General features: G+C 60.3%; 22 protein-coding genes. 15 read left to right on the top strand and 7 right to left on the bottom strand.

What is annotated here, in order from left to right; translation table 11 throughout:
* Positions 1 to 38 precede the first annotated feature (38 nt).
* Positions 39 to 2,435: a PAS domain S-box protein gene (locus OC71_RS13910; RefSeq protein ID WP_041070091.1), complete on the bottom strand. Its 2,397-nt coding sequence runs from the start codon at positions 2,433 to 2,435 to the stop codon at positions 39 to 41.
* A 74-nt stretch (positions 2,436 to 2,509) separates the two neighbouring features.
* Here OC71_RS13910 and OC71_RS13905 point away from each other — a divergent pair, with 74 nt between their 5' ends.
* A complete protein-coding gene (locus OC71_RS13905) occupies positions 2,510 to 3,499 on the top strand; it encodes an alpha/beta hydrolase family protein (RefSeq protein WP_041070089.1) in 990 nt (329 codons plus the stop codon).
* A 101-nt stretch (positions 3,500 to 3,600) separates the two neighbouring features.
* On the opposite strand, the gene OC71_RS13900 is transcribed toward OC71_RS13905, so the two are convergent.
* The 3 genes from OC71_RS13900 to OC71_RS13890 are packed head-to-tail and all read right to left on the bottom strand — an operon-like array spanning position 3,601 to position 6,057.
* Positions 3,601 to 4,368, bottom strand: a complete 768-nt coding sequence (locus OC71_RS13900) for a TerB family tellurite resistance protein (RefSeq protein WP_041070087.1) — start codon at positions 4,366 to 4,368, stop codon at positions 3,601 to 3,603.
* A gap of 1 nt (position 4,369) precedes the next feature.
* Positions 4,370 to 5,041 carry an N-acetylmuramate alpha-1-phosphate uridylyltransferase MurU gene (gene murU / locus OC71_RS13895; RefSeq protein WP_041070084.1) on the bottom strand — a complete coding sequence of 224 codons (672 nt, stop codon included), beginning with the start codon at positions 5,039 to 5,041 and terminating at the stop codon, positions 4,370 to 4,372.
* Positions 5,038 to 6,057, bottom strand: a complete 1,020-nt coding sequence (locus OC71_RS13890; protein WP_041070081.1) for an aminoglycoside phosphotransferase family protein — start codon at positions 6,055 to 6,057, stop codon at positions 5,038 to 5,040. Before OC71_RS13890 ends, murU begins: the two co-directional genes overlap by 4 nt.
* 130 nt (positions 6,058 to 6,187) lie before the next feature.
* Here OC71_RS13890 and OC71_RS13885 point away from each other — a divergent pair, with 130 nt between their 5' ends.
* The 11 genes from OC71_RS13885 (at position 6,188) to OC71_RS13835 (ending at position 20,339) form a co-directional block, all read left to right on the top strand.
* The gene (locus OC71_RS13885) at positions 6,188 to 8,962 is read left to right on the top strand and encodes an LPS-assembly protein LptD (RefSeq protein ID WP_041070078.1); all 2,775 of its coding nucleotides are present in this window, start codon (positions 6,188 to 6,190) and stop codon (positions 8,960 to 8,962) included.
* Entirely contained in the window at positions 8,943 to 10,259 is a 1,317-nt protein-coding gene (surA, locus tag OC71_RS13880; protein ID WP_041070075.1) for a peptidylprolyl isomerase SurA, read from the top strand. Before OC71_RS13885 ends, surA begins: the two co-directional genes overlap by 20 nt.
* Positions 10,256 to 11,245 (top strand): 4-hydroxythreonine-4-phosphate dehydrogenase PdxA, encoded by a 990-nt coding sequence (gene pdxA / locus OC71_RS13875; protein ID WP_041070072.1) that lies wholly within the window; start codon positions 10,256 to 10,258, stop codon positions 11,243 to 11,245. Before surA ends, pdxA begins: the two co-directional genes overlap by 4 nt.
* On the top strand, positions 11,242 to 12,060 hold the full coding sequence (rsmA, locus tag OC71_RS13870) for a 16S rRNA (adenine(1518)-N(6)/adenine(1519)-N(6))-dimethyltransferase RsmA (RefSeq protein ID WP_041070068.1): 819 nt from the start codon (positions 11,242 to 11,244) through the stop codon (positions 12,058 to 12,060). The genes pdxA and rsmA overlap by 4 nt, the downstream gene beginning before the upstream one ends.
* A 113-nt stretch (positions 12,061 to 12,173) precedes the next feature.
* Positions 12,174 to 12,554: a Co2+/Mg2+ efflux protein ApaG gene (gene apaG, locus OC71_RS13865; protein WP_041070065.1), complete on the top strand. Its 381-nt coding sequence runs from the start codon at positions 12,174 to 12,176 to the stop codon at positions 12,552 to 12,554.
* Positions 12,554 to 13,435, top strand: coding sequence for a symmetrical bis(5'-nucleosyl)-tetraphosphatase (locus tag OC71_RS13860; protein WP_041070062.1), 882 nt, complete (start codon positions 12,554 to 12,556; stop codon positions 13,433 to 13,435). Before apaG ends, OC71_RS13860 begins: the two co-directional genes overlap by 1 nt.
* Positions 13,436 to 13,468: 33 nt before the next feature.
* Positions 13,469 to 13,798: a thiosulfate sulfurtransferase GlpE gene (gene glpE, locus OC71_RS13855; protein WP_041070058.1), complete on the top strand. Its 330-nt coding sequence runs from the start codon at positions 13,469 to 13,471 to the stop codon at positions 13,796 to 13,798.
* A gap of 294 nt (positions 13,799 to 14,092) precedes the next feature.
* Positions 14,093 to 16,015 carry a PrkA family serine protein kinase gene (locus OC71_RS13850; protein WP_003228848.1) on the top strand — a complete coding sequence of 641 codons (1,923 nt, stop codon included), beginning with the start codon at positions 14,093 to 14,095 and terminating at the stop codon, positions 16,013 to 16,015.
* 205 nt (positions 16,016 to 16,220) lie between these two features.
* Positions 16,221 to 17,492 carry a YeaH/YhbH family protein gene (locus OC71_RS13845; protein WP_041070055.1) on the top strand — a complete coding sequence of 424 codons (1,272 nt, stop codon included), beginning with the start codon at positions 16,221 to 16,223 and terminating at the stop codon, positions 17,490 to 17,492.
* Positions 17,489 to 19,051: a SpoVR family protein gene (locus tag OC71_RS13840; protein WP_041070053.1), complete on the top strand. Its 1,563-nt coding sequence runs from the start codon at positions 17,489 to 17,491 to the stop codon at positions 19,049 to 19,051. The genes OC71_RS13845 and OC71_RS13840 overlap by 4 nt, the downstream gene beginning before the upstream one ends.
* A 64-nt stretch (positions 19,052 to 19,115) precedes the next feature.
* Positions 19,116 to 20,339: a multifunctional CCA addition/repair protein gene (locus OC71_RS13835; RefSeq protein ID WP_041070050.1), complete on the top strand. Its 1,224-nt coding sequence runs from the start codon at positions 19,116 to 19,118 to the stop codon at positions 20,337 to 20,339.
* 90 nt (positions 20,340 to 20,429) lie between these two features.
* Here OC71_RS13835 and folK read toward each other — a convergent pair whose 3' ends face one another.
* Both folK and folB read right to left on the bottom strand, forming a co-directional pair.
* Positions 20,430 to 20,945 carry a 2-amino-4-hydroxy-6-hydroxymethyldihydropteridine diphosphokinase gene (gene folK, locus OC71_RS13830; RefSeq protein WP_041070047.1) on the bottom strand — a complete coding sequence of 172 codons (516 nt, stop codon included), beginning with the start codon at positions 20,943 to 20,945 and terminating at the stop codon, positions 20,430 to 20,432.
* Entirely contained in the window at positions 20,936 to 21,292 is a 357-nt protein-coding gene (folB, locus tag OC71_RS13825; RefSeq protein WP_041070044.1) for a dihydroneopterin aldolase, read from the bottom strand. Before folB ends, folK begins: the two co-directional genes overlap by 10 nt.
* Before the next feature lie 74 nt (positions 21,293 to 21,366).
* Between folB and plsY the strand changes: the two genes are divergently transcribed.
* The gene (gene plsY / locus OC71_RS13820; protein ID WP_041070041.1) at positions 21,367 to 21,936 is read left to right on the top strand and encodes a glycerol-3-phosphate 1-O-acyltransferase PlsY; all 570 of its coding nucleotides are present in this window, start codon (positions 21,367 to 21,369) and stop codon (positions 21,934 to 21,936) included.
* A gap of 23 nt (positions 21,937 to 21,959) precedes the next feature.
* On the opposite strand, the gene tsaD is transcribed toward plsY, so the two are convergent.
* Positions 21,960 to 22,985 carry a tRNA (adenosine(37)-N6)-threonylcarbamoyltransferase complex transferase subunit TsaD gene (gene tsaD / locus OC71_RS13815; protein ID WP_041070038.1) on the bottom strand — a complete coding sequence of 342 codons (1,026 nt, stop codon included), beginning with the start codon at positions 22,983 to 22,985 and terminating at the stop codon, positions 21,960 to 21,962.
* A 199-nt stretch (positions 22,986 to 23,184) separates the two neighbouring features.
* Between tsaD and rpsU the strand changes: the two genes are divergently transcribed.
* Both rpsU and dnaG read left to right on the top strand, forming a co-directional pair.
* Complete coding sequence (rpsU, locus tag OC71_RS13810; RefSeq protein WP_002551877.1) at positions 23,185 to 23,400, top strand: 30S ribosomal protein S21; 216 nt, start codon at positions 23,185 to 23,187, stop codon at positions 23,398 to 23,400.
* A 478-nt stretch (positions 23,401 to 23,878) separates the two neighbouring features.
* On the top strand, positions 23,879 to 25,843 hold the full coding sequence (dnaG, locus tag OC71_RS13805) for a DNA primase (protein ID WP_041070033.1): 1,965 nt from the start codon (positions 23,879 to 23,881) through the stop codon (positions 25,841 to 25,843).
* Positions 25,844 to 25,882: the final 39 nt, after the last annotated feature.

Below are 25,882 nucleotides of genomic sequence, written 5' to 3'. Positions count from 1 at the left end.
CCTGCTCGCGATAGCGTCAGCTCAAACACCACAAACCTTCAAACCTCACTCACCGGCACCCACACCGTCAGACTGGTGCCCTCGCCCGGCTCACTCTCAAGCACCAGCCGCCCGCCCATGATCAACACCCGCTCGCGCATGCCGACCAGGCCAAAGGATGTCGGCCGCTGCGCCGTCGCGACAAAGCCTGCGCCATCGTCGCTGACCGTCAGACACAACTCGTCGCCTTTCAGCGCCAGCGTCAGCTCCACAGTATGCGCTTGGGCGTGGCGCATCACATTGGTCAGCGCCTCCTGCAGGATGCGGAACAGCCCGATCGCCTTGGCGTCGCTGAGCACCGGCAGATTGTCCGGTACCTGCACCAGACATGGAATCTGCGTGCGCGCCTCGAATCGCCGCGCCTGCCACTCGATTGCCGAGGCGATCCCGGCATCGAGGATCGGCGGGCGCAGCGCCGTCGCCACATCGCGCACCAGCTGGAATAACTGGGCGATCAGGCGTTTCATGCTGTTCAACCGTTCGTGCAGGCCCGGATCGAGTTGCGCGTAGGCCAGCTCGCACATCGAGGTTTCCAGTTTCAGCACCGTGAGCATCTGCCCCAGTTCATCGTGCACTTCGCGGGCGATGCGTGCCTTCTCTTCTTCACGCACGCTTTCCAGGTGCGCCGACAGCTCGCGCAGCTGCTCGCGGGACGCCGCCAGTTCCAGTTCGATGCGCTTGCTTTCGCTGATGTCCCAGACGATGCCATCCCAGACATAGGCGCCATCCTCCAGCTGGCGGGTGATTGCCTTGATCTCGGCCCAGCGCTGTTCACCCTGACGGGTGAGGATGCGGCCCTGCCACGACCAGTCACTGTCGGTGTCCAGTGCCTGGTCCTGGGTCTGGTGGTAACTGGCCTTGTCGTCCGGGTGCACCAGGCTGCGCAAGCCCATATCACGGTGCGCAATGGCGGCCGGCGCGTAGCCGACCAGACTCTCGCTGCCCTCGCTGATGTAGGCGAAATCGATCTGCCCGGTCACTGGCGCCCGCTCCAGGCGAAACACCAGCCCCGGTACGTTGGCGGCGATGCCTTGCAGGCGCGCTTCACTTTCCTGTAACGCGGCCAGCGCGCGGCGACGCTCGGTGACGTCGGTGAGATAAACCACCAGATACTCGCTGTCGCGAAAGCGCAGAAAACTCAGCGAAACGTCCGCCGGCAGGATGCTGCCATCAGCGCGCACGCAGCTGGTTTCAAAGCTCAGCGGTCCTTCTTCACTGGCCCGCGCGCGTTTCCACAGGTTGAGCCAGCGGTCCATGTGCAGACCGGGTTCGAAATCGATCAGCGGCCGTTCGATCAACGCGCCCTGTGGATAACCGAGCATGCTTTCCGCCGCGCGGTTGGCGTAACGCACATGGCTGTCCCAGTTGACCCAAAGAATGCCGACAGTACTTTGATCGATGGAAAACTGGGTCAGGCGCAAGGCTTCTTCGCTGGCCGCGCGCAGGGCGATGTCTTCCCGGGCGGCCAGCAGGCGGTGTTCGAGACTGTGTTGCTGGCGTCGTTGCCAGACCACAATGGCCACACAACTGAGCAACAACACCGCAAACAGCAAACTGAGGTTCTGCCAGAACCCCGGCGACTCCGACAGACGCGGGTATTTGGGTTGCAGCCATTGCGTGTGCAGGCGTTCCAGATCCTTCGCAGGAATCGCCCGCAGAGCACTTTCAACAATGCCGGCCAACGCCGGCCAGTCGCGCCGTGTGGCAATCCGCAACAGCTGCGGCAAGCCGATATCGCCGACCACCACCAACCCGGCGAACTCAGGTTCGGCAGACAACCGTCCGAGTTGCGCTTCATCCACCACGGCGTAGGACGCCTGCTGGGTCAACAGCAGTTGTAGCGCCTGACGCTCCAGCGGCACGCCTTGCAGATTCAGATGGGGATAGGTGCTGCGCAAATAGTCTGCCGTCACGCTGGGCATGCGCACGGCGACGCGCGACAGGCTGTCGAGTTTTTCCAGCTCGACCACGCCGCCGCTCTTCTGGTCGCTGACCACCAGTTGCGGCACCCGCATGTAGGGATCGGAAAACTGCCACAGACGCAGTGCACCCGGGGTCTGGGTCAGGCCCGGGGCGATGTCGATTTCGCCGTCGCGGGCGGCCTCCTCCAGTTGCGCCAGATCCTGAAAATTGCGCCAGCTCAACTCGACGTTCAAGGTCTTGGCCAGTGACTTCATCAATTCGACATTGGCCCCGGACAAGCGCTGCAGACGTCGGTCGTATTGCGCGTACGGCGCCTGCAGCACCAGGCCCACACGCAACTCACGGTGCTGCGCCAGCCATTGCTGCTCGGCGGGCGTCAACAGCGCTGCATGCGCCGCCGGCGCAGACGCCGCCCAGCCCATCAAGGGAAAACACAACCCGCCGATAACCCACAGGCAGCAAAAACGCATCATTGAAGTCTCGTACACTGACAAATTCTGACCAACCCATTAGGCTGCCGGGATACTTTTCTGGCCTGGAATAACCGATGCCCTCTGTCTATCGCCTGGCAATGCCAGCATTGTGCCTGTCGCTGATCCTGCCTTGTGCGTTTTCCGTCGAAGCCGCCGATCCGGCGCCCGCCTCCTCCGTCGAGCAACCGGCCGCCGAAAAACCCGCCGAACGCCAGCCACTGCTTGAGCGTAGTCAGGAAGAAGCCGCAGCACTCGAACGCAAAGTCCCGGCACAAGAACAGCAGCAACTGCAGGCCGGCGCCGACACTTTCCTCGCCCTGTGGAAACCGGCCAACACTGCCGAACCCAAAGGTGCAGTGATTATTGTCCCTGGCGCCGGCGAAACCGCTGACTGGCCGCAAGTGATCGGCCCGCTGCGCAACAAATTGCCTGACGTCGAGTGGAGCAGCCTGAGTATCACCCTGCCGGATCTGCAAAGCGATGTCATCGCCCCACGCGTGATTGCGCCCGCCGCCGCGCCGAAAGCCGCGGAAAGTGGCAGCAAGGATGCCACCACCGCGCAACCGATCGAACAGGCCGCGGGCGGCGAAGCGGACGTGGCGGATCAGGTCGTGGCCGAAACGACTGAAGAACAATCCAAGGCCGATGCCGAGCGAATCTTTGCGCGGATCGACGCGGCCATTGCCTACGCCGAGCAACAAAGCGCACGCCGGGTCGTGGTCCTCGGTCACGGCACAGGTGCCTACTGGGCCGCACGCTTCCTCAGCGAGCGGCAGACTGCTCAAGTCGAGAAACTGCTGATGGTCGATGCGCAAACGCCGAGCAAGGCCAAGCCACAATTGGCCGAGCTGACGCCGACCCTGAAGTTGCCGACGGCGGATATTTTCTACATGGACAAGGCGCTGGATCGCAACGCGGCACTGGAGCGCATGCAGGCCAGCAAGCGCCTGAAGACTTCGGCGTTCAGCCAGGTGGCGCTCAAGGCGTTGCCGGATAAAAAGGCTGAGCAGGAACAGCTGTTTCGGCGGGTGCGTGGCTGGTTGAATCCGCAGAAGACTGACTGATAGAAACAAAAGCAAAAGATCGCAGCCTGCGCCAGCTCCTACCTCGGAATGCCTTTCCTGTAGGAGCTGCCGCAGGCTGCGATCTTTTGCTCTTTTGATCGCTAGCGAAAATCCCGCCGCGCCCGAATCAGGGTAAACGCGTTGTGCAACTCACGGGTTTTCTCGGTCGCCTCGCGCACCTGCTCAGGCGTCGCTCCGCTGCCGGCGATCTTGTCCGGGTGATGACGACTGAGCAGACGTCGATAGGCGCGCTTGATCTGTGCCGGCTCGCTGGTCGCCGACACGCCGAGCAGGCGCATCGCTTCCTGATAACTCACCGCCGCACTGACAATCGGCCGTTTATTCGGCTCGTAATCATTGGCCAGCGCCTGGATCTGGTGCGTCGTCCAGCCCAGCCACTTGCCCCACTGCGCCAATAATTCGCGCTCACTGACGCCCGCACGACCGTCGGCCCAGACCATCCGCCAGCAGGCGCGCAACACACCTTCGGCGGCATGCGGCTGAGCACTCAGGCGCCGCAGATAACCGCGCAGGCGGTCGCCGCCGGACTTGCCACGATTGAACGCAGCAATCGCCCGCCGCCGCGCCGGCTCGCTCATTTCCAGCGCGTTCATTTCATTGCGCGCCTGCTGGATATGGCCGTCCGTCACTCGCCCGTCACTCTTGGCCAGACGCCCGAGCAACACGAACAACAATTCGTCGTTGCGCAACATCGGCCGTCCGCCGAGTTTTTCCCGCAAGTGCCCCCAGCTTTGCAGGTGCAGGCGCCGATCCAGCGCCTGTCCCAACAATGCCCCAAGCATGGCCCCCGGAATGCTGGCGATCGCAAAACCCGCTCCGGCTCCAATCAGAGTCCCTGGCCACAACATATCAACGACTCGCTTCTATCAATGCTTCGGCTTCGGCCAGACGCTCATGCGTGCCGACATCCACCCAATGGCCTTTCAGACGTTCACCGCTGACCTGCCCGTCTGCCATGGCTTTGCGCAGCAACGGTGCAAGCTTGAAGGCTCCTTGCGTGCAGCCATCGAACAACTGCGGATGCAGGACGGCGATGCCGCTGTAGGTCAGGGTTGCCGCGTCCGGTTGGCCATCGATCACCTGACCGTTGGTCAAGGTGAAATCGCCTTGCGGGTGGTGGGCCGGGTTGTCCGCCAGCACCAGATGCGCCAGACCGCTGATCGGTTGGTGCAGTACGCTGAAGTCATAGTCGGTCCAGATATCGCCGTTGACCACCAAAAAGGCGTCGTCAGCGAGCAACGGCAAAGCACGGAAAATCCCGCCGCCGGTTTCCAGCGGCTCGCCTTCCGGCGAGTACTGGATGCTCACGCCAAACTGCGAACCGTCGCCCAGGTAATCCTCGATCTGCTGACCGAGCCAGGCATGGTTGATCACGATTTCACTGAAACCAGCCGCCGCCAGTGCGCGCAGATGGTATTCGATCAATGGCACGCCGCCGGCACGCACCAGCGGTTTCGGGGTGCTCAGGGTCAGCGGGCGCATGCGCTCGCCCTTGCCTGCCGCCAGAATCATCGCCTTCATGCGGCCACTCCGCCACGCAGACTGGCGAGCAATGCCTGCAGATCCGCCAGTTCAGGACGACGCACAATCACCGCTTCTATATAGGCGAAGAAACGCGGCACGTCGGCCAGGTAGCGCGGTTTGCCATCGCGATGGCAGATGCGCGCAAAGATGCCGATGACTTTCAGGTGGCGTTGTACGCCCATCAGGTCGCTGGCACGCAGGAAGTCTTCGAAGTCGGCGTGCACCGGAATGTCCAGCGCCGAGGCTTGCTGCCAGTAACTTTCCAGCCAGCCGCGCACGCGCTCTTCAGGCCAGCTGAGGAAGGCGTCCTTGAACAGGCAGGTGACGTCGTAGGTGACCGGGCCGTAGACCGCATCCTGAAAGTCCAGCACGCCGGGATTCGGCTCGCTGAGCATCAGGTTGCGCGGCATGTAGTCGCGGTGCACCAGGACTTTCGGCTGGGCCAGTGCGCTGTCGATCAGCAGCTCGCTGACGGACTGCCATTGTTGCTGCTGTGCCGCGTCGAACTCGATGCCGAGTTCGCGCTTCACGTACCACTCGGGGAACAGTTCCAGCTCACGGCGCAGCAGCGCGACGTCGTAGCTCGGCAGCGGTGCAACCATCGGCAATTGCTGAAAAGCCAACAGTGCCTGCAAGGCATCGCTGAACAAAGCATCGGCATTTTCGCCGTCGATCACGTCGAGATAGGTCTTGTTGCCCAGGTCATTGAGCAAAAGAAAACCGCGTTCGAGGTCTTCTGCATAAATTTTCGGCACGTTAATTCCGGATTTCGCCAGCAAAAAGGCGATATCCACGAACGGTTTGCAGTTTTCCTGGGGCGGTGGCGCGTCCATCACGACGAAACTGCGGCCCGCGCCTTCCCAACGGAAATACCGGCGGAAACTCGCGTCGCTGCTGGCCGCGGTCAACGTGGCCGGGGGCACGGTGCCCCAGCCTTGATCTGCAAACAGGATTGCCAACTGCTCATCGAGCCAAACTTTCAGGTGTTGCAAGCGTACATCTTGGTCAGGCATTGCAAGGGTCTCCGACGGCGCTAGCCGTCAAGCGGGTCATGCTTTATTATCCAGCATCTTTTTCAGACCATCGAGAGGCGTGCGGCCCACACCGCGGGCAGATGGCACGCAGGAAGCCCGGACTAATAAGATGGCATTGAAATCCCCCGCGTTTCGTAAAAAATTTCCGTTGTTGGTAACCGGCAGTCTGCTGGCTATGCAACCTCTGGCCAGTCAATTCGTTGTTGCCGCCGAGCAGTATGACTGCGCCGTCTCGGCAACGGGTGGCTGGGCGTGTGCGCCCAAGACGCCGGCAGCTGCATTGCCGCCGCGTCCGGTGCATGACGGCAGCGCCGTCAGCGCCGCCGGCGAAGCCCCGGCCCAGAACGGTTCGACTGCCGACAGCGGCGCCAAGCCTGTGCTGGTCACCGAAGCCAAGGGCCGCGGCCTGAAATCACGTAGCGAAGACTACAGTCACCTCGACTGGGTTCCGCGCGAGAAGCTCACCGCCGCCCAATTGGCCGAGACCGGTCCTTACTGCTCTGGTTCCTATATCGAACCGATTCGTCCTGGCATGAATGACAAGACGAATAAAAGTGACGCACCGACCTTTATCGGCGCCAAGGCCTCGCGCTACAACACCGAAGATCAGGTGGGTACGCTGGCCGGCGACGTGGTCCTGCGTCAGGGCAGCATGCAGGTCGAGTCCGACGAGGCCAGCCTGTATCAGGCCGAGAGCCGTGCCGAACTCAATGGCGACGTGCGCATTCGCGACAACGGTGCACTGATCGTCGGCGACCACGCCGATGTGCAGCTCGACACCGGTGAAGCCAAGGTCGACAACGCCGAATACGTGATGCACAAATCGCGCATCCGCGGTAACGCGCTGTACGCCAAGCGTGCCGAGAACGCGATCATCCGCTTGAAGGACGGCACGTACACCACGTGTGAGCCGAACAGCAACGCGTGGCAGCTCAAGGGCAACAACATCACCCTGAACCCGGCCACCGGCTTCGGTACCGCGACCAACGTGACACTGCGGGTCAAGGACATTCCGATCCTGTACACGCCGTACATCTACTTCCCGATCGACGACCGTCGTCAGTCGGGCTTCCTGCCGCCGACCATCGGCACCGGCAGCGACACCGGCTTCATGCTGGTGACTCCGTACTACTTCAACCTGGCGCCGAACTACGATGCCACGTTGTACCCGCGCTATATGAGCAAGCGCGGCATGCTGGTCGAAGGCGAGTTCCGTTACCTGACCAAGTCCAGCGAAGGCCAGTTCGGTGCGGCGTATCTGAACGACGAAGATACCGATCGCAGCAAGCAGACCGATTACGAAAAAAATCGCTACATGTACAACTGGCAGCACAAGGGCGGTCTCGACTCCCGTGTGTTCACCCAGGTTGACTACACCAAGATCAGCGATCCGTACTACTTCCAGGACCTGAGCACCGATCAGATCGGTGTGAAGAGCGCTGACTATGTGAACCAGCAGGGTTCGGTGACCTACCGTGGCGACTCGTACACCGCCATGTTGAACGCTCAGCAGTACCAACTCGCGACCGTTTCGAACATTACGCCGTACGGTCGTCTGCCGCAGATCACCTTCAATGGTCAACTGCCGTATCACCCGGAAGGTTTGAATTTCGATTACGAGACCGAGCTTGTGCGGTTTGATCGTGATCTGAAAACAGGAAGCTTTACGGATGAAGACGGCAACGTATCGCCACGCCTCGATACCAACGTACAGGGTCTGGCGCGCGCCAATGGCGACCGTCTGAATCTGAAACCAGGCGTCAGCCTGCCGATGAACTGGACCTATGGTTTCCTGAAGCCATCGCTCAAGTACCAGTACACCCAGTACGACCTTGATCTGGATCAGCGTGGGAAAGACACCCTGCTGGCCGGCGAAAACTATAGTCGTAATCAGAGCCGTGGCGTACCGATCGCCAGCGTCGACAGCGGCCTGTACTTCGACCGCAACACGTCGTACTTCGGCAAGAACTATCGCCAGACCCTGGAACCGCGCCTGTTCTACCTCTATGTACCCAAGGTTGATCAGGAAGACATTCCGGTATTCGACACCAGCGAATACACCTTCAACTACGCGTCGCTGTTCCGTGACAACCGCTTCTCCGGTGCCGACCGTGTCGGCGACGAGAACAAGCTGTCGCTGGGTGTGACCAGCCGCTGGATCGAAGACGATGGATTCGAGCGTCAGCGCATCAGCGTCGGTCAGGCGTACTACTTCAAGGATCGTGAAGTCCAACTGCCAGGCATTGCGTTCAAGGATCGCAAGGATGCCCAGTCCGACGTGTCGCCATACGCGCTGGAATACGAATACCGCTGGAACCGCGATTGGCGCACCACGGCCGATTACAACTGGGATCCGGACAGCCGCAGCCCGCGTTCCGGCAGCGCGATGTTCCATTACCAGCCAGAAGACAACCCGAACAAGGTGGTCAACGTCGGTTATCGCTATCGCAACGACCAGGTTCGTTACGATCAGACCACCGGCAAATGGTCGGTGGGTGGTGGCGACTACGGCACCCCGGGGCAGCCTGGCTACGTGAAGGATTACTACAAGATCCAGCAGCATGACTTCTCGGTCATCTGGCCGATCGTTCCGCAGTGGAGCGCGATCAGCCGCTGGCAGTACGACTACAACCGCAACCGTACGCTGGAAGCCTTTGGTGGTTTCGAGTACGACAACTGCTGCTGGAAACTGCGCCTGATCAACCGTTACTGGGTTTCCTATGACGAATTCAGTCAGGAAGCTCCGCAAAACGAAAAAGGCGACCACGGCGTCTTCCTCCAAATTGTTCTGAAGGGACTCGGCGGCCTGACTGGCGCCAAGGTAGAGAGCTTCCTCGACAAAGGCATCCAAGGTTATCGTCAACGTGAAGATCAAGCTTTCTGATTCTCTGCGCCCGCTGTTGCTGGGCGCGCTGTTCCTGGGTACTGCGGCCAACGCCGCAGTACAGTCCATCGATAAAGTGGTTGCGATCGTTGATAACGACGTGGTCATGCAGAGCCAGCTGGACCAGCGTGTCCATGAAGTTCAGCAGACCATCGCCAAGCGCGGCGGCGGCATGCCGCCGCCGGGCGTGCTGGATCAGCAGGTGCTCGAGCGCCTGATCGTCGAAAACCTGCAACTGCAGATCGGCGAGCGTTCCGGGATCCGCATTACCGACGAAGAGCTGAACCAGGCAGTCGGCACCATCGCCCAGCGCAACAACATGACCGTGGATCAATTCCGCGCTGCCCTGGCTCACGACGGTTTGTCCTATGACGACGCCCGTGACCAGATCAAGCGCGAGATGATCATCAGCCGTGTGCGTCAGCGTCGCGTGGCAGAGCGCATCCAGGTCTCCGAGCAGGAAGTGAAGAACTTCCTCGCCTCCGACCTGGGCAAGATGCAGCTGTCCGAAGAACTGCACCTGGCCAACATCCTGATCCCGACGCCGGAAAGCGCCAGTTCTGAAGCGATTCAGAGCGCTTACCGTCAGGCGATGGACGTTTACCAGAAGCTCAAGCAAGGCGCTGACTTCGGTCAACTGGCCGTGGCCAAATCCGGCAGCGACAACGCTCTGGAAGGTGGCGACATGGGCTGGCGTAAAGCTGCGCAACTGCCACCGCCGTTCGACCGTGAGCTGAGCAGCATGGCCGTTGGCGACATCACTCAGCCTGCACGTACCCCGGGTGGTTTCATCATCCTCAAGTTGCTGGCCAAACGGGGTGGCGAAGCGCAGATGCGTGATGAGGTGCATGTGCGCCACATCCTGGTCAAGCCAAGCCCGATCCGTGACGAAGCCAAGACCAAAGCCCTGGTGCAATCGCTGTACGAGCGCATCCTCGCCGGTGAAGACTTCGCTGAACTGGCGAAGAACTACTCCGAAGACCCGGGTTCGGCACTCAACGGCGGCGACCTGAACTGGATCGACCCGAACGCACTGGTACCGGAATTCCGCGAAGTGATGGCCAAGACCCCACAAGGTCAGCTGTCCAAGCCGTTCCAGACCCAGTACGGCTGGCACGTCCTGGAAGTCCTTGGCCGCCGCGCCACCGACAGCACCGAATCGGCACGCGAGCAACAAGCAATGAATGTTCTGCGTAACAAAAAATACGATGAAGAGCTGCAAAACTGGCTGCGTCAGATTCGTGAAGAAGCCTACGTAGAAATCAAACTCCCTGGTGCAGACCAGGCAGCGCAGTGAAACCCAAGCGTTTCGCGCTGACACCCGGCGAACCAGCCGGCATCGGTCCCGACCTGTGCCTGCTGCTCGCCTCGCAAGCCCAGCCACATCCCCTGATTGCCATCACCAGCCGCGACCTGCTCACCGAGCGGGCCGCGCAGTTGGGGCTGGCCGTCACTTTGCTTGAGGTTGCGCCTGACAACTGGCCGGCTGTTCCAGCCCCCGCCGGTAGCCTGTATGTCTGGGACACTCCACTCAGCGCTCCGGTGGTCGCTGGACAACTGAACAAGGCTAACGCCGCCTTCGTCCTCGAAACCCTGACCCGTGCCGGCAACGGCTGCCTGAACGGCGACTTCGCCGGGATGATCACCGCTCCGGTACACAAGGGCGTGATCAACGAATCCGGTATCCCGTTCTCCGGACACACGGAATTCCTCGCCGACCTGACCCACACCGCCCAAGTGGTGATGATGCTCGCTACTCGCGGTTTGCGCGTGGCCCTGGTCACCACTCACCTGCCCCTGCGCGAGATTGCCGATGCAATCACCCCGGAGCGGCTGGAGCGGGTCACGCGAATTCTGCATGCCGACCTGCAAGAGAAGTTCGGCATCGCCCGGCCACGCATTCTGGTCTGCGGACTCAACCCGCACGCCGGTGAAGGCGGACACCTGGGTCATGAAGAAATCGACATCATCGAACCGACATTGGAGCGCCTGCGCGGCGAGGGCATGGACCTCCGTGGCCCGCTGCCTGCCGACACTCTGTTTACCCCCAAATATCTGGAGCACTGCGACGCAGTGCTGGCGATGTACCACGACCAGGGCCTGCCCGTGCTGAAGTACAAAGGCTTCGGCGCGGCGGTCAACGTGACCCTCGGCCTGCCGATCATCCGCACGTCGGTCGACCACGGCACTGCCCTGGATCTGGCCGGCAGCGGCAAGATCGACACCGGCAGCCTGCAGGTCGCCCTGGAAACCGCCTACCAGATGGCCGAGACCCGTTTATGACCGAGCAATACCAACACAAGGCGCGCAAACGCTTTGGCCAGAACTTCCTGCACGATGCCGGCGTCATCGACCGCATCCTGCGCTCCATCAGCGCCAAGCCTGACGACCGCATGCTGGAAATCGGCCCGGGCCAGGGCGCACTGACCGCCGGCATCCTCAACTCCGGCGCGCAACTCGACGTGGTGGAACTGGACAAGGACCTGATCCCGATTCTCAACCAGCAGTTCGCCGGCAAGAGCAACTTCAACCTGCATCAGGGCGATGCGCTGAAGTTCGACTTCAACAGCCTCAACGCCGCGCCGAACAGTCTGCGTGTGGTGGGCAACCTGCCTTACAACATTTCCACGCCGCTGATTTTCCATCTGCTGAACAACGCCGGCATCATTCGCGACATGCACTTCATGCTGCAGAAGGAAGTGGTCGAGCGTCTGGCCGCAGGCCCGGGCGGCGGCGACTGGGGGCGCCTGTCGATCATGGTTCAGTACCACTGCCGCGTGGAGCACCTGTTCAACGTCGGCCCGGGCGCGTTCAATCCGCCGCCGAAGGTCGACTCAGCCATCGTCCGTCTGGTGCCGCACGCGGTGCTGCCGCACCCGGCCAAGGATCATCGCCTGCTGGAGCGCGTCGTTCGCGAAGCCTTCAACCAGCGTCGCAAGACCCTGCGCAACACCCTCAAGCAATTGATGACCGCTGCCGAGATCGAAGCCGCCGGTGTCGATGGCAGCCTGCGCCCCGAGCAACTGGACCTGGCCGCATTCGTGCGCCTGGCCGACAAGCTCAGCGAACAAGCCCCGCAAACTCCTGTCGCCGACTGACCGGCGATGAACGCTATCGGGCAGGACGCCACTCTGGTTTACTGCCCGATACTTGCCTAGACTGACTCTTCATCAGCTACGCCACGCGTTCCGCTTCGTTAAGGCCCTTTTGCATGTCCGATTCCCGTTATCAGGTCGATGTCAGCGTCGTTACCCATTATCTGGCAGACCAGTCGCAACCCGAGCATGACCGCTTCGCCTTCGCCTACACCATCACCGTACAGAACAATGGCGAAAAGCCCGCCCGCCTGATGTCACGGCACTGGGTGATCACCGACGGTGACGGGCATGTCGAAGAGGTTCGCGGCGCCGGCGTTGTCGGCCAGCAACCGCTGATCGAGGTCGGCAAAAGCCACACCTACAGCAGCGGCACAGTGATGACCACCAAGGTCGGCACCATGCAGGGCACCTACGAAATGGTCGCCGACGATGGCAAGCATTTCGACGCAATCATCAAGCCTTTTCGCCTCGCCGTGCCTGGAGCCCTGCACTGATGACGACGTACGCCGTCGGCGACCTGCAAGGCTGCCTTGCACCGCTCAAATGCCTGCTCAAGCAAGTCGCGTTCGACCCCAGGCTTGATCGGCTGTGGCTGGTCGGCGATCTGGTCAACCGTGGCCCTCAATCGCTGGAAACCCTGCGGTTTCTCTACGGCATGCGCGACTCACTGGTCTGCGTACTCGGCAACCACGATCTGCATCTGCTCGCCGCCGCCAACAACATCGAGCGCCTGAAGAAATCCGACACCCTGCGCGAGATTCTCGAAGCCCCCGATGCGGCTGACCTGCTCGAATGGCTGCGCCAACAGAAACTCATGCACTACGACGAACAGCGCGAAGTCGCCATGGTGCACGCGGGCATCCCCCCGCAGTGGTCGTTGCGCAAGGCCTTGAAGTACGCCGCCGAAGCCGAAGCCGCGCTGCGTGACGACAACCTGTTTCCGTTGTACCTCGATGGCATGTACGGCAACGAGCCGGCGAAGTGGGACAGTGATCTCACCGGCGTGACCCGTTTGCGCGTGATCACCAACTATTTCACCCGCATGCGCTTCTGCACCGCCGACGGCAAGCTCGATCTTAAAAGCAAGGAAGGCCTGGATACTGCCCCGCCCGGCTACAAGCCATGGTTCCAGCACAAGGAGCGTAAAACCCGTGGCCTGCGGATCATTTTCGGCCACTGGGCCGCACTGGAAGGCGATGTCCGTGAACCGGGCGTCTCGGCACTGGACACCGGTTGTGTCTGGGGCGGCAGCCTGACCCTGATGAACGTCGACAGCGGCGAGCGCGTGTCGTGCAAATGCGATGAGCACGGCGGACTTGCCCCGACCGTCGCCCCACTTATCCCCGAAACGTCGCCAGTCAGCGTCCCGCGTTAGACTGCGCATTCTGCCGAGCTACAGGAACCCGCCATGAGCGAATTCAAACGAATCCCCCCGGAACAGGCCCAGGCCCTGCGTGAACAAGGCGCAGTGGTGGTCGACATCCGCGACCCGCAAACCTATGCCGCGCTGCACATCGCCGGCTCGACCCATCTGGATAACCACTCGATCTCGGAATTCATCCGTAACGCCGATCTCGACGCACCGCTAGTGGTGGTCTGCTATCACGGCAACTCCAGCCAGAACGCTGCGGCTTACCTGATCAGCCAGGGCTTCTCCGACGTCTACAGCATGGACGGCGGCTTCGAGCTGTGGCGTACGACTTATCCTGCGGAAACCGCGCAAGGCGGCGCCGAATAATTTTTTTGTCACGCGCAGGCCCCGGCTCACGCGGGCCTGCGCGTGACAGACGAACGGTCTGCCACAACTAATTACGTATCTCGCCTTTACCTCTCGAATTCCCAACTATCCTTAAGCCCAGGCCATCCAAAACAGGGGAGAGCCGGTACACCGGCGCACGGGTCATCGGGAGTGACTTTCAAGGTTGTCGACCGCGAAAGTGTTCTGGGGGGTAAACAAGCGGCCACCGCGGCTGCTTGCCAGCATCGACTGAGTGATCCGGCGTCGGCTCCACGTATCGAGCGAGGTGACGTCATGAGTATCTTTAGCCACTTCCAACAACGCTTCGAGTCCACACGCCAGGAAGAACTCTCGCTGCAGGAGTACCTGGAGCTGTGCAAAAAGGATCGCAGCGCTTACGTTTCCGCCGCCGAGCGTCTACTGATGGCTATTGGCGAACCCGAGCTGCTCGATACGTCGACCAACTCGCGGCTGTCGCGGATCTTCTCCAACAAGGTGATTCGTCGCTATCCGGCCTTTGAAGACTTCCACGGGATGGAAGAATGCATCGACCAGATCGTCTCGTATTTCCGCCATGCCGCCCAAGGCCTGGAAGAGAAGAAACAGATTCTCTACCTGCTCGGCCCCGTAGGTGGCGGTAAATCGTCCCTGGCCGAGAAGCTGAAACAGTTGATGGAAAAAGTGCCCTTCTATGCGATCAAGGGCTCGCCGGTATTCGAATCACCTCTGGGTCTGTTCAACGCCACCGAAGATGGCGCGATCCTCGAGGAAGACTTCGGCATTCCACGGCGCTATCTGAACACCATCATGTCGCCGTGGGCGACCAAACGCCTGGCTGAATTCGGCGGTGACATCAGCCAGTTCCGCGTGGTCAAGCTGTACCCGTCGATCCTCAATCAGATCGCCGTGGCCAAGACCGAACCGGGCGACGAGAACAACCAGGACATCTCCGCACTGGTGGGCAAGGTCGACATCCGCAAACTCGAGGAATACCCACAGAACGACGCTGACGCCTACAGCTACTCCGGCGCGCTGTGCCGGGCCAACCAGGGCCTGATGGAATTCGTCGAAATGTTCAAGGCACCGATCAAGGTGCTGCACCCATTGCTGACCGCCACCCAGGAAGGCAACTACAACAGTACCGAAGGCCTCGGTGCGATTCCGTTCACCGGGATCCTGCTCGCGCACTCCAACGAATCGGAATGGCACACCTTCCGCAACAACAAGAACAACGAAGCCTTCATCGACCGGATCTATATCGTCAAAGTGCCGTACTGCCTGCGGGTCAGTGACGAAGTGAAGATCTACGACAAGTTGCTGTTCAACAGTTCGCTGGCGAAGGCCCACTGCGCACCCGATACCCTGAAGATGCTGGCGCAGTTCACTGTGCTGTCGCGCCTCAAGGAGCCGGAAAACTCCAACATCTATTCGAAGATGCGTGTCTACGACGGGGAAAACCTAAAAGACACCGATCCGAAGGCCAAGTCGATTCAGGAATACCGCGATTCGGCCGGCGTCGACGAAGGCATGAACGGTCTGTCGACCCGCTTTGCCTTCAAGATCCTGTCCAAAGTGTTCAACTTCGATCCGCATGAAATCGCCGCCAACCCGGTACACCTGCTGTACGTGCTGGAACAGCAGATCGAACAGGAACAGTTCCAGGCTGAAACCCGTGAACGCTACCTGCGCTACCTCAAGGAGTACCTGGCGCCGCGTTATATCGAATTCATCGGCAAGGAGATCCAGACCGCTTACCTGGAGTCTTACAGCGAGTACGGGCAGAACATCTTCGACCGCTACGTGCTGTATGCGGACTTCTGGATTCAGGATCAGGAATACCGCGATCCGGAAACCGGCGAGATTCTCAACCGCGTCGCCTTGAACGAAGAACTGGAGAAAATCGAGAAACCGGCCGGCATCAGCAATCCGAAGGATTTCCGCAACGAGATCGTCAACTTCGTATTGCGCGCCCGGGCCAACAACAACGGCAAGAACCCGACCTGGCTCAGCTACGAAAAACTGCGAGTGGTCATCGAGAAGAAAATGTTCTCCAACACCGAAGACCTGCTGCCAGTCATCAGCTTCAATGCCAAGGCCAGCAAAGAGGATCAACAGAAACACAACGACTTCGTTACTCGAATGGTCGAACGCGGCTACACCGACAAACAGGTACGACTGCTGTCCGAGTGGTACCTGCGGGTCAGAAAGTCACAGTAAACCGCGGCCGGTCAGACCGGTTGTCGTCAGCCCGAGGCCTGTGCCTGCATTTTCTGCTACACAGGCCTCTGGAAGGTGTTCGCAAGTCGGTAGCGAGGTACAGGCAGCATCCAGAGCGCTTGGGGGAGCGTGTACGTCCCCTGGCATTCGGCTCAATGCTGCATGACCGCTCCCGCCTTAGCAGGACAGCTTCTAAGGAGCAGTCATGAGCTATGTGATCGACCGACGTCTCAATGGCAAGAACAAGAGCACGGTGAACCGCCAGCGCTTCCTGCGGCGTTACCGTGACCACATCAAGAAGGCTGTCGAAGAGGCGGTCAGCCGGCGTTCCATCACTGACATGGAACACGGTGAGCAGATCAGCATTCCCGGTCGCGACATCGACGAACCGGTGCTTCACCACGGTCGCGGCGGCAAACAGACCGTGGTTCACCCCGGCAACAAGGAATTCACTGCCGGCGAACACATCGCCCGACCACCGGGAGGGGGCGGCGGACGCGGTCCCGGCAAGGCTGGCAATTCCGGCGAGGGCATGGACGAATTCGTTTTCCAGATCACTCAGGAAGAATTCCTCGAATTCATGTTCGAAGACCTCGAACTGCCGAATCTGGTGAAACGCAATCTCAGCGGGACTGACACGTTCAAGACCGTGCGCGCCGGGATCAGCAACGAAGGCAACCCGTCGCGGATCAACATCATCCGCACCCTGCGCTCGGCCCATGCCCGGCGCATTGCCCTGTCCGGCAGCAGCCGCGCCAAGCTGCGCGAGGCCAAAGAGGAACTGGCGCGATTAAAACGCGAAGAGCCGGACAACTTCGGCGATATTCAGGAACTCGAGGCAGAAATCGAAAAACTCAGCGCGCGCATCCACCGCGTGCCGTTTCTCGATACGTTCGACCTCAAATACAACCTGCTGGTCAAGCAGCCCAACCCCAGCTCCAAAGCGGTGATGTTCTGCCTGATGGACGTATCCGGTTCGATGACCCAGGCCACCAAGGACATTGCCAAACGCTTTTTCATCCTGCTGTACCTGTTCCTCAAACGTAACTACGACAAGATCGACGTGGTGTTCATCCGCCACCACACCAGCGCCCGGGAAGTGGACGAGGAAGAGTTCTTCTACTCGCGGGAAACCGGCGGCACCATCGTCTCCAGCGCCCTGAAACTGATGCAGGAGATCATGGCCGAGCGTTATCCGAGCAACGAGTGGAACATCTACGCCGCGCAGGCTTCCGACGGCGACAACTGGAACGACGACTCACCGATCTGCCGCGACATCCTGATCAACCAGATCATGCCGTTTGTGCAGTACTACACTTATGTGGAGATCACCCCACGCGAACACCAGGCCCTCTGGTACGAATACGAACGCATCGCCGAAGCCTTTTCCGACACGTTTGCCCAGCAGCAGCTGGTCTCGGCCGGGGATATTTATCCGGTCTTCCGTGAACTCTTCCAGCGCAGGTTAGTGACATGACCGCCAAAGAGCAGAAGCGCCAACCCATTTCCACCGGCTCCGAATGGACGTTCGAGCTGATTCAGGCCTACGACCGCGAGATCGCCCGGATTGCGGCCCGGTATGCTCTGGATACTTACCCCAACCAGATCGAAGTGATCACCGCCGAGCAGATGATGGACGCCTATGCCTCGGTTGGCATGCCACTGGGCTATCACCACTGGTCCTACGGCAAACACTTCCTCAGCACCGAGAAATCCTACAGCCGCGGGCAAATGGGGCTGGCTTACGAGATCGTGATCAACTCCGACCCTTGCATCGCCTATCTGATGGAGGAAAACACCATCTGCATGCAGGCCCTGGTTGTGGCGCACGCGTGCTATGGCCACAACAGCTTCTTCAAGGGCAACTACCTGTTCCGCACCTGGACCGACGCCAGCTCGATCATCGATTACCTGGTGTTCGCCAAGCAGTACATCATGCAGTGCGAGGAGCGCCACGGTATCGATGCGGTGGAGGACCTGCTCGACTCCTGCCATGCGCTGATGAACTACGGCGTCGACCGCTACAAACGTCCTTATCCGATTTCTGCTGAAGAGGAACGTCGGCGGCAGAAGGACCGCGAAGAGCACCTGCAGAAGCAGATCAACGATCTGTGGCGCACCATTCCCAAAGGCGCAGACAAATACAGCGACAAGGACAACGCCCGCTTCCCGGCCGAACCGCAGGAAAACATCCTGTATTTCATCGAGAAGCACGCACCGTTGCTGGAGCCGTGGCAACGGGAGATCGTGCGCATCGTGCGCAAGATCGCCCAGTATTTTTATCCACAGCGTCAGACGCAGGTGATGAACGAAGGCTGGGCCACGTTCTGGCACTACACGCTGATGAACGATCTGTATGACGAAGGCCTGGTAACCGACGGCTTCATGATGGAATTCCTTACCTCGCACACCAGCGTGGTGTTCCAGCCAGGTTTCGACAGCCCGTATTACAGCGGAATCAACCCCTACGCACTGGGCTTTGCGATGTATCGCGACATCCGCCGCATGTGCGAAAACCCTACCGAGGAAGACCGGCGCTGGTTCCCGGACATTGCCGGTTCCGACTGGCTCTCGACCATCAAGTTCGCCATGAGCAGCTTCAAGGACGAAAGCTTCATCCTGCAGTACTTGTCACCCAAGGTCATCCGCGACCTCAAGCTGTTCAGCATCCTCGATGACGACCAGAAGGACGATTTGCTGGTGCCAGCGATCCACGACGAAACCGGTTACCGGATCATCCGTGAAACCCTGGCTGCGCAGTACAACCTCGGCAACCGTGAGCCGAACGTGCAGATCTACAGCATCGACCGACGCGGCGACCGCTCGCTGACCTTGCGTCACCAGCAACACGACCGTAAACCGCTGGGCGACTCCACCGATGAGGTACTCAAGCATCTGCACCGGCTGTGGGGCTTCGACATTCATCTGGAAACCCTGCAGGGCGACCAGATCATGAAAACCCACCACGTGCCGCCCCGCAGTGAACACAGCGAGGGTGATTACGGTCGGCTCGACCTGGCCGTGATTCATCTCTAGTTGCGGTTCTGACCTCCGAAAGTCCGGCACAAGGTTTATCCTGTCGGGCTAACGGAGGTTTTTTATGCAGATTTTCAAGGTTGGCGGTGCGGTACGCGATCGCTTGCTCGGGTTACCGGTGACCGATATTGATTGGGTAGTGGTCGGCGCCACGGCGGAGGAGATGCTCGCCAAGGGGTATCGCCCGGTTGGCGCGGATTTTCCGGTATTCCTGCACCCGCAAACCGGCGAGGAATACGCTCTCGCCCGCACCGAACGCAAAAGCGGTCGCGGCTATGGCGGCTTCACCTTTCACGCCAGCCCCGAAGTCACCCTTGAAGAGGACTTGATCCGCCGCGACCTGACCATCAATGCAATGGCCGAGGATGATCAGCAGAACCTGACGGATCCGTACCATGGCCAGCGCGATCTCGAAGCCCGCATTCTGCGTCACGTTTCCCCCGCATTTGCCGAAGATCCGCTCCGGGTATTGCGCGTTGCGCGCTTTGCCGCGCGTTATGCCGGACTGGGTTTCACCGTTGCCTCAGAAACGCTGGAATTGATGCGTCAGCTCAGCGAATCCGGCGAGCTGGAAGCGTTGACCGCCGAGCGTAGCTGGAAAGAAATCTCCCGCGCGCTTATGGAGGATCAGCCACAGGTATTCATTCAGGTGCTTCGCGACTGCGGCGCGCTGAAAGTACTGATGCCGGAAGTTGACGCGCTGTTTGGCGTGCCGCAACCGGAAGCGCATCACCCGGAAATCGATACCGGGCTCCACACACTCAGCGTGCTGGAACAATCGGCGCTGCACAAACAACCGCTAACCGTACGCTGGGCCTGCCTGCTGCACGATCTTGGCAAAGGCCTGACTCCTGAAGAAGCCTGGCCACGGCACATCGCCCATGAACACACGGGGTTGAAGCTGATCAAAGCGGTCAACGAACGCTTCAAGGCGCCAAAGGACTGTCAGGAACTGGCGTTGCTGGTCGGCCAGTACCACACCCACGGCCACCGCGCCCTGGAGCTGAAGGCATCGACCTTGCTGGAGCTTTTGCAGAGCTTTGACGTGTATCGTCGCCCGCAGCGTTTCGAGGAGTTCATCGTCGCGTGCGAGATGGATGCGCGCGGACGCAAGGGGCTGGAACAGCGCAGTTATCCACAGGCCGATTATCTACGCGGCGCTGCCAGTGCGGCGCGTGGCGTGGCAGTGCAGCCGTTGCTGGAGAAGGGATTCAAAGGCCCGGAACTGGGCGAAGCGCTTAAACGCGAGCGACTCAAGGCGTTGAAGGCGTACAAAGAGAACGCTTGAAACAAGATCAAAAGATCGCAGCCTGCGGCAGCTCCTACATGGATACGCGCGTCCCCGTGTAGGAGCTGCCGCAGGCTGCGATCTTTTGCTTCAAAGGTTCAAAGGCGTGAGCTGTTCGCCCCGCCATTCAAATCCAACTGGCGCCAAAACCTGATCAATCTGCGCCTCGGCCCACAACGTCGCGAAGCTTTTTCCCACACCCGGATGCACCCGGTCCGGCGCAATCAGCGACAGCGGCCACAGCACAAAGGCGTTTTTCAGAATTTCGGCACGCGGCAGGATCAAACCGTCGAAATTACCCGTCAGATCACCGTACAGCAGCACATCGATATCCAGCGGCAACCCCTTGCGATCAGGGGCGTACCGACCATTATCGGCCTCGATGAATTTCAGGCGTCGATCCAGTTCCATCAACGGCAGATCGGTATATGCCGAGACTACGAAATTGAAGAACGGTCCGCTCTTGATTCCCACTGGCTGGCTCTCGAACACCGCCGAACAGCGGATATCCACCAGAAATGTCGCCAAAGCGTCGAGCCCGGCGCGCAAATGGGTTTCGCGCTCGATATTGCTACCGAGCCCGAGGTACACCTGAGTCAGCGACATCCGCGCTCAATCTCCACACCCACGCCACCCTTGGCGGCCGGCACGGCGCCCGGCTTGGTCAGTTTCAGGCGAACCCAGGTAATCTTGAACTCGGTCATCAGCACTTCGACCAGACGCTCGGCAAAGGTCTCGACCAATTGATATTGCGCTTGTTCGGCAAAGGCCTGGATGCGCGTTGAAACGCTGGCGTAATCGAGCGCCAGAGTCAGGTCGTCACCGGCCGCAGCCGGACGATTGTCCCAGGCGAAGCTCAGATCAAGACGCAAGCACTGACGGATGCCGCGCTCCCAGTCATAGGCACCGATCACGGTGTCGACTTCCAGGCCCTCGATAAACACTCTGTCCAAGCACTTCTCTCCGCTGCACGACAAGGGCGCAATGCGCCGTTAGAATCAGGGCGTCCTCGCCCGGAATAGTTAGCATGTTTTGGTTACTGGCGACTCTCGCCTACCTGCTCGGCTCTCTGTCCTTCGCCATTTTGCTCAGCCGCCTGACCGGAAATCCGGATCCGCGAATGAGTGGCTCGGGTAATGCCGGCGCCACCAACATGCTGCGCCTGGCCGGTCGCAAACTGGCGATCCTGACCTTGCTCGGTGATCTGTGCAAAGGCCTGCTGCCGGTGCTGATCGCAGCCGCCGCTGGCCTTTCGCTGCAGGATCAGGCCTGGATCGGCGTGTGCGCCGTGATCGGTCACCTGTTCCCGCTGTATTTCCGTTTTCGCGGCGGCAAAGGCGTCGCCACGGCTGCCGGCATGCTGCTGGGCCTGTATCCACCCGCCGCGCTGCTGGCGGTGTGCGCCTGGCTGCTGACGTTCTACCTGACCCGGACCAGCTCGCTGGCGGCGCTGATCGCCACGCCCCTGACCTTGCCCCTACTTGCATGGCAAGAGCCGGAGGCGCTGCTGCCGATGAGCGCGCTGACGCTTCTGATCGTCTGGCGCCACCGCGGCAATCTACGCGACCTGTTTGCCGGGCGCGAACGGCATTTTTAAATACCGCCCATGAGCGCCGCACATTACAGCGCCGACAACTGCTCCATCGGCCAGCGCGCCTGCACGCTGATCGCCAGACTTTCCTGCTGACCGGCCTGCAAACGCTGACAACCGGCAAACGCGATCATCGCGCCATTGTCGGTGCAGAACTCGGGACGGGCGTAAAACACATCGCCCTTCATATCGCCGAGCATCTTTTCCAGCGAAGCGCGCAACGCCTTGTTGGCACTGACGCCGCCAGCGATCACCAGACGTTTCATGCCTGCGTGTTTCAGGGCCCGCTTGCATTTGATGGTCAAAGTCTCCACCACGGCCTGCTGGAACGCCAGCGCAATGTCGCAACGGGCTTGCTCGCTGTCGTCCCCGGCGCTGACGCATTGCTGCCAGGTGTTGAGGGCAAAGGTCTTCAAGCCGCTGAAGCTGAAATCCAGGCCCGGGCGATCACACATCGGACGCGGGAAGGTGAAACGTCCCGCAACGCCCTTCTCGGCCAGCTTGGCGATTTCCGGCCCGCCCGGATAATTGAGGCCCATCATTTTCGCGGTTTTGTCGAACGCTTCACCGGCGGCATCGTCGAGGGTCTCGCCGAGCAGGCTGTATTGGCCAATTCCATCGACCTGAACCAGTTGCGTGTGCCCACCGGACACCAACAAAGCGACGAACGGGAATTCCGGCGGTTTTGGCTCCAGCATCGGCGCCAGCAAGTGGCCCTCCATGTGGTGCACACCGAGTGCCGGAATGCCCCAGGCAAACGCCAGCGCCTGAGCGCACGAAGCACCGACCAGCAACGCGCCGACCAGGCCCGGGCCTGCGGTGTAGGCGATCGCATCGATCTCGGTCGGCACGCAGTCGGCCTCGGCCAACACCTGACGAATCAAGGGCAGCATGCGTTTGACGTGGTCACGCGAGGCCAGCTCCGGCACCACGCCGCCATAGACGCGGTGCAGGTCGATCTGGCTGAACAGCGCGTCGGCCAGCAGGCCGCGTTCACTGTCGTATAATGCGACACCGGTTTCGTCGCAGGAGGTTTCTAATCCCAGTACTAGCATGGGTTTGCGCCTTGTTTAGGCTGAATTCGAAGGCGCGCATAATAGTCGCCACGCGATGCCCCGACTAGCGGTTTTCGATCAGAGGCTTTGCATTCCGAGCGATGAGGGGTTAACATCCGCAACCCTTAAAAACCGACGTCTTCAAGTGCTCTTTTGCCGCGAGGATGTTGACCCCGGTAATGAATGAAGGTAGCTCTGGATGCCAGCCGTCAAAGTTAAAGAGAACGAACCCTTCGACGTAGCTCTGCGTCGTTTCAAGCGCTCCTGCGAAAAAGCCGGTGTACTGGCTGAAGTTCGTAGCCGCGAATTTTACGAGAAGCCAACTTCTGAGCGTAAGCGCAAAGCAGCAGCCGCTGTTAAGCGTCACGCCAAGAAAGTTCAGCGCGAACAGCGCCGCGCCGTTCGTCTGTACTAATACACAGACGTTCGTAGCAAGCTTCTTGCCTAAGCCCGGCCTTCAGCCGGGCTAATGGCATTTGCGTAAAACGCTTGATGCTTCACCGTCGAAGCCGCACACGCGACCGAGACAAATCTGCTTCACGCGTCAGACCTGGCTCTTTTGCCAGCGGTGCACGTCTTTTCTGACGAGTCTTTCAAGGCTACTGACGAGCACACCCACTGATTCCTCTCACGACGATCAGCCCAAGGCACCTCCATGCGTGCCCGCTTTATTGAGCTATCCGAGGCCATTTTTCGGCCGTCAGCGGATTCAGCGCAACACTTTCAAATAGTCGACAACTGATGATTACTAACGTCAGTGGATTTTCGGCAGATACACTTCCCGACAGTGAATATGCACCGACCGGTCGAACCGCCCATTTTGTGCGCTTCACTCAAGACCTGTGTCCGGCAGCCCTTCGCATCGGACTCATTACAGCGCAGACGAGAACGCCATGGCCGGGCTGATTCCCCAGAGCTTTATTGACGACCTCCTGAACCGCACCGACATCGTCGACGTGGTCAGCTCGCGCGTGCAACTGAAAAAGGCCGGCAAGAACTACACCGCTTGCTGCCCGTTCCACAAAGAGAAAACCCCGTCGTTCAGCGTCAGCCCCGACAAGCAGTTCTATTACTGCTTCGGCTGCGGCGCCGGCGGCAATGCCCTCGGCTTTCTCATGGACCACGACAACCTGGATTTCCCCCAGGCTGTCGAGGATCTGGCCAAAGCCGCCGGCATGGAAGTCCCCCGCGAAGAAAGCGGCCGTCCGCACAAACCGCGACAGCCAACCGACTCGCCGCTGTATCCGCTGCTCACCGCCGCCGCCGACTTCTACCGCCAGGCGCTCAAGAGCCATCCGGCGCGCAAGGCTGCGGTGGATTACCTCAAGGGCCGCGGCCTGACCGGCGAGATCGCCCGGGACTTCGGTCTCGGTTTTGCGCCGCCGGGCTGGGACAATCTGTTCAAGCACTTGAGCAGCGACACTTTGCAGCAGAAGGCCATGATCGACGCCGGCCTGCTGATCGAGAACGCCGAAACCGGCAAACGCTATGACCGCTTCCGCGATCGCGTGATGTTCCCGATCCGCGATACCCGTGGCCGGATCATCGCTTTCGGTGGCCGGGTACTGGGTGACGACAAGCCGAAATACCTGAACTCGCCGGAAACCCCGGTCTTCCATAAAGGCCAGGAACTCTACGGCCTCTATGAAGCACGCAAGAACAACCGCAACCTCGACGAAATCATCGTCGTCGAGGGTTACATGGACGTCATCGCCCTCGCCCAGCAAGGCTTGCGCAATGCCGTCGCAACCTTGGGCACGGCGACCAGCGAAGAGCACCTCAAGCGCCTGTTTCGCGTCGTGCCCAACGTTCTGTTCTGCTTCGATGGCGACCAGGCCGGCCGCAATGCTGCATGGCGCGCACTGGAAGCGACACTGCCGTGCCTGCAGGACGGGCGCCGTGCGCGCTTCCTGTTCCTGCCCGAAGGCGAAGATCCGGATACGCTGGTTCGCGCCGAAGGTACTGACGCCTTCAAGGCCCGCATCAATCAGCATGCGCAGCCGCTGGCAGATTATTTCTTCCAGCAACTGACCGAGGAAGCCGATCCGCGCTCGCTCGAAGGCAAGGCCCACATGGCCACCCTCGCCGCGCCGCTGATCGACAAAGTACCGGGTGCCAACCTGCGTATTCTGATGCGCCAGCGCCTGACCGAAATCACCGGCCTGAGCAGCGAAACGGTCAGCCAGCTCGCGCAAAGTGCGCCGCAGGAAGCTCCTCCGGCCTATGATCCGGGCATCGATTACGACGCAATGCCGGACTACAGCGACTACCATCAGCCGCAGGCACAGGACATGTATGTGCCGCAGCAGGAGTGGACGCCAAAGAAACCCGGCGCCGGCGGCAAAAAATGGGACAAGAAACCCTGGGACAAGAACGGCAAGCGTGGCGGCGATCGCGATCAACAGCGCCCGCGCACGCCGATTGGCGTCGAGTCCCCGACGCTGACCGCCCTGCGTACATTGCTGCACCACCCGCAACTGGCGGAACGCGTCGAAGACGCCGGGCACATTGCGGACGAAAATCAGACCAATGCCCAGTTGCTTGTGGCGCTGCTTGAAGCCGTACAGAAGAATCCCAAGCTAAACTCATTTCAGTTGATCGCGCGATGGCATGGCACTGAACAGGGTCGCTTGCTCAAGGCGCTGGCGGAAAAGGAGTGGCTGATTGACGGAGAAAACCTTGAACAACAGTTTTTCGACACCATTACTAGCTTGTCAGCCCGCCAACGCGAGCGAAATCTGGAACAGTTGCTCAGGAAAGCGCGTCAAAGCGAACTGAGCGCCGAAGAGAAAAATCAACTGCGCGACCTACTAAGTCGCAATGTTTCCGCATCAAACCCGACCTCAACTGGCGCGTGAGGTCATAGCTCAGGTATAATCCTCGGCTTGTTTTTTGCC

It is taken from the genome of Pseudomonas sp. W15Feb9B, from assembly GCF_000828175.1.
GTDB lineage: Bacteria > Pseudomonadota > Gammaproteobacteria > Pseudomonadales > Pseudomonadaceae > Aquipseudomonas > Aquipseudomonas parakoreensis.
The sequence above is the reverse complement of the archived record's forward strand: the minus strand, read 5'-3'. Positions and strand labels throughout refer to the sequence as shown.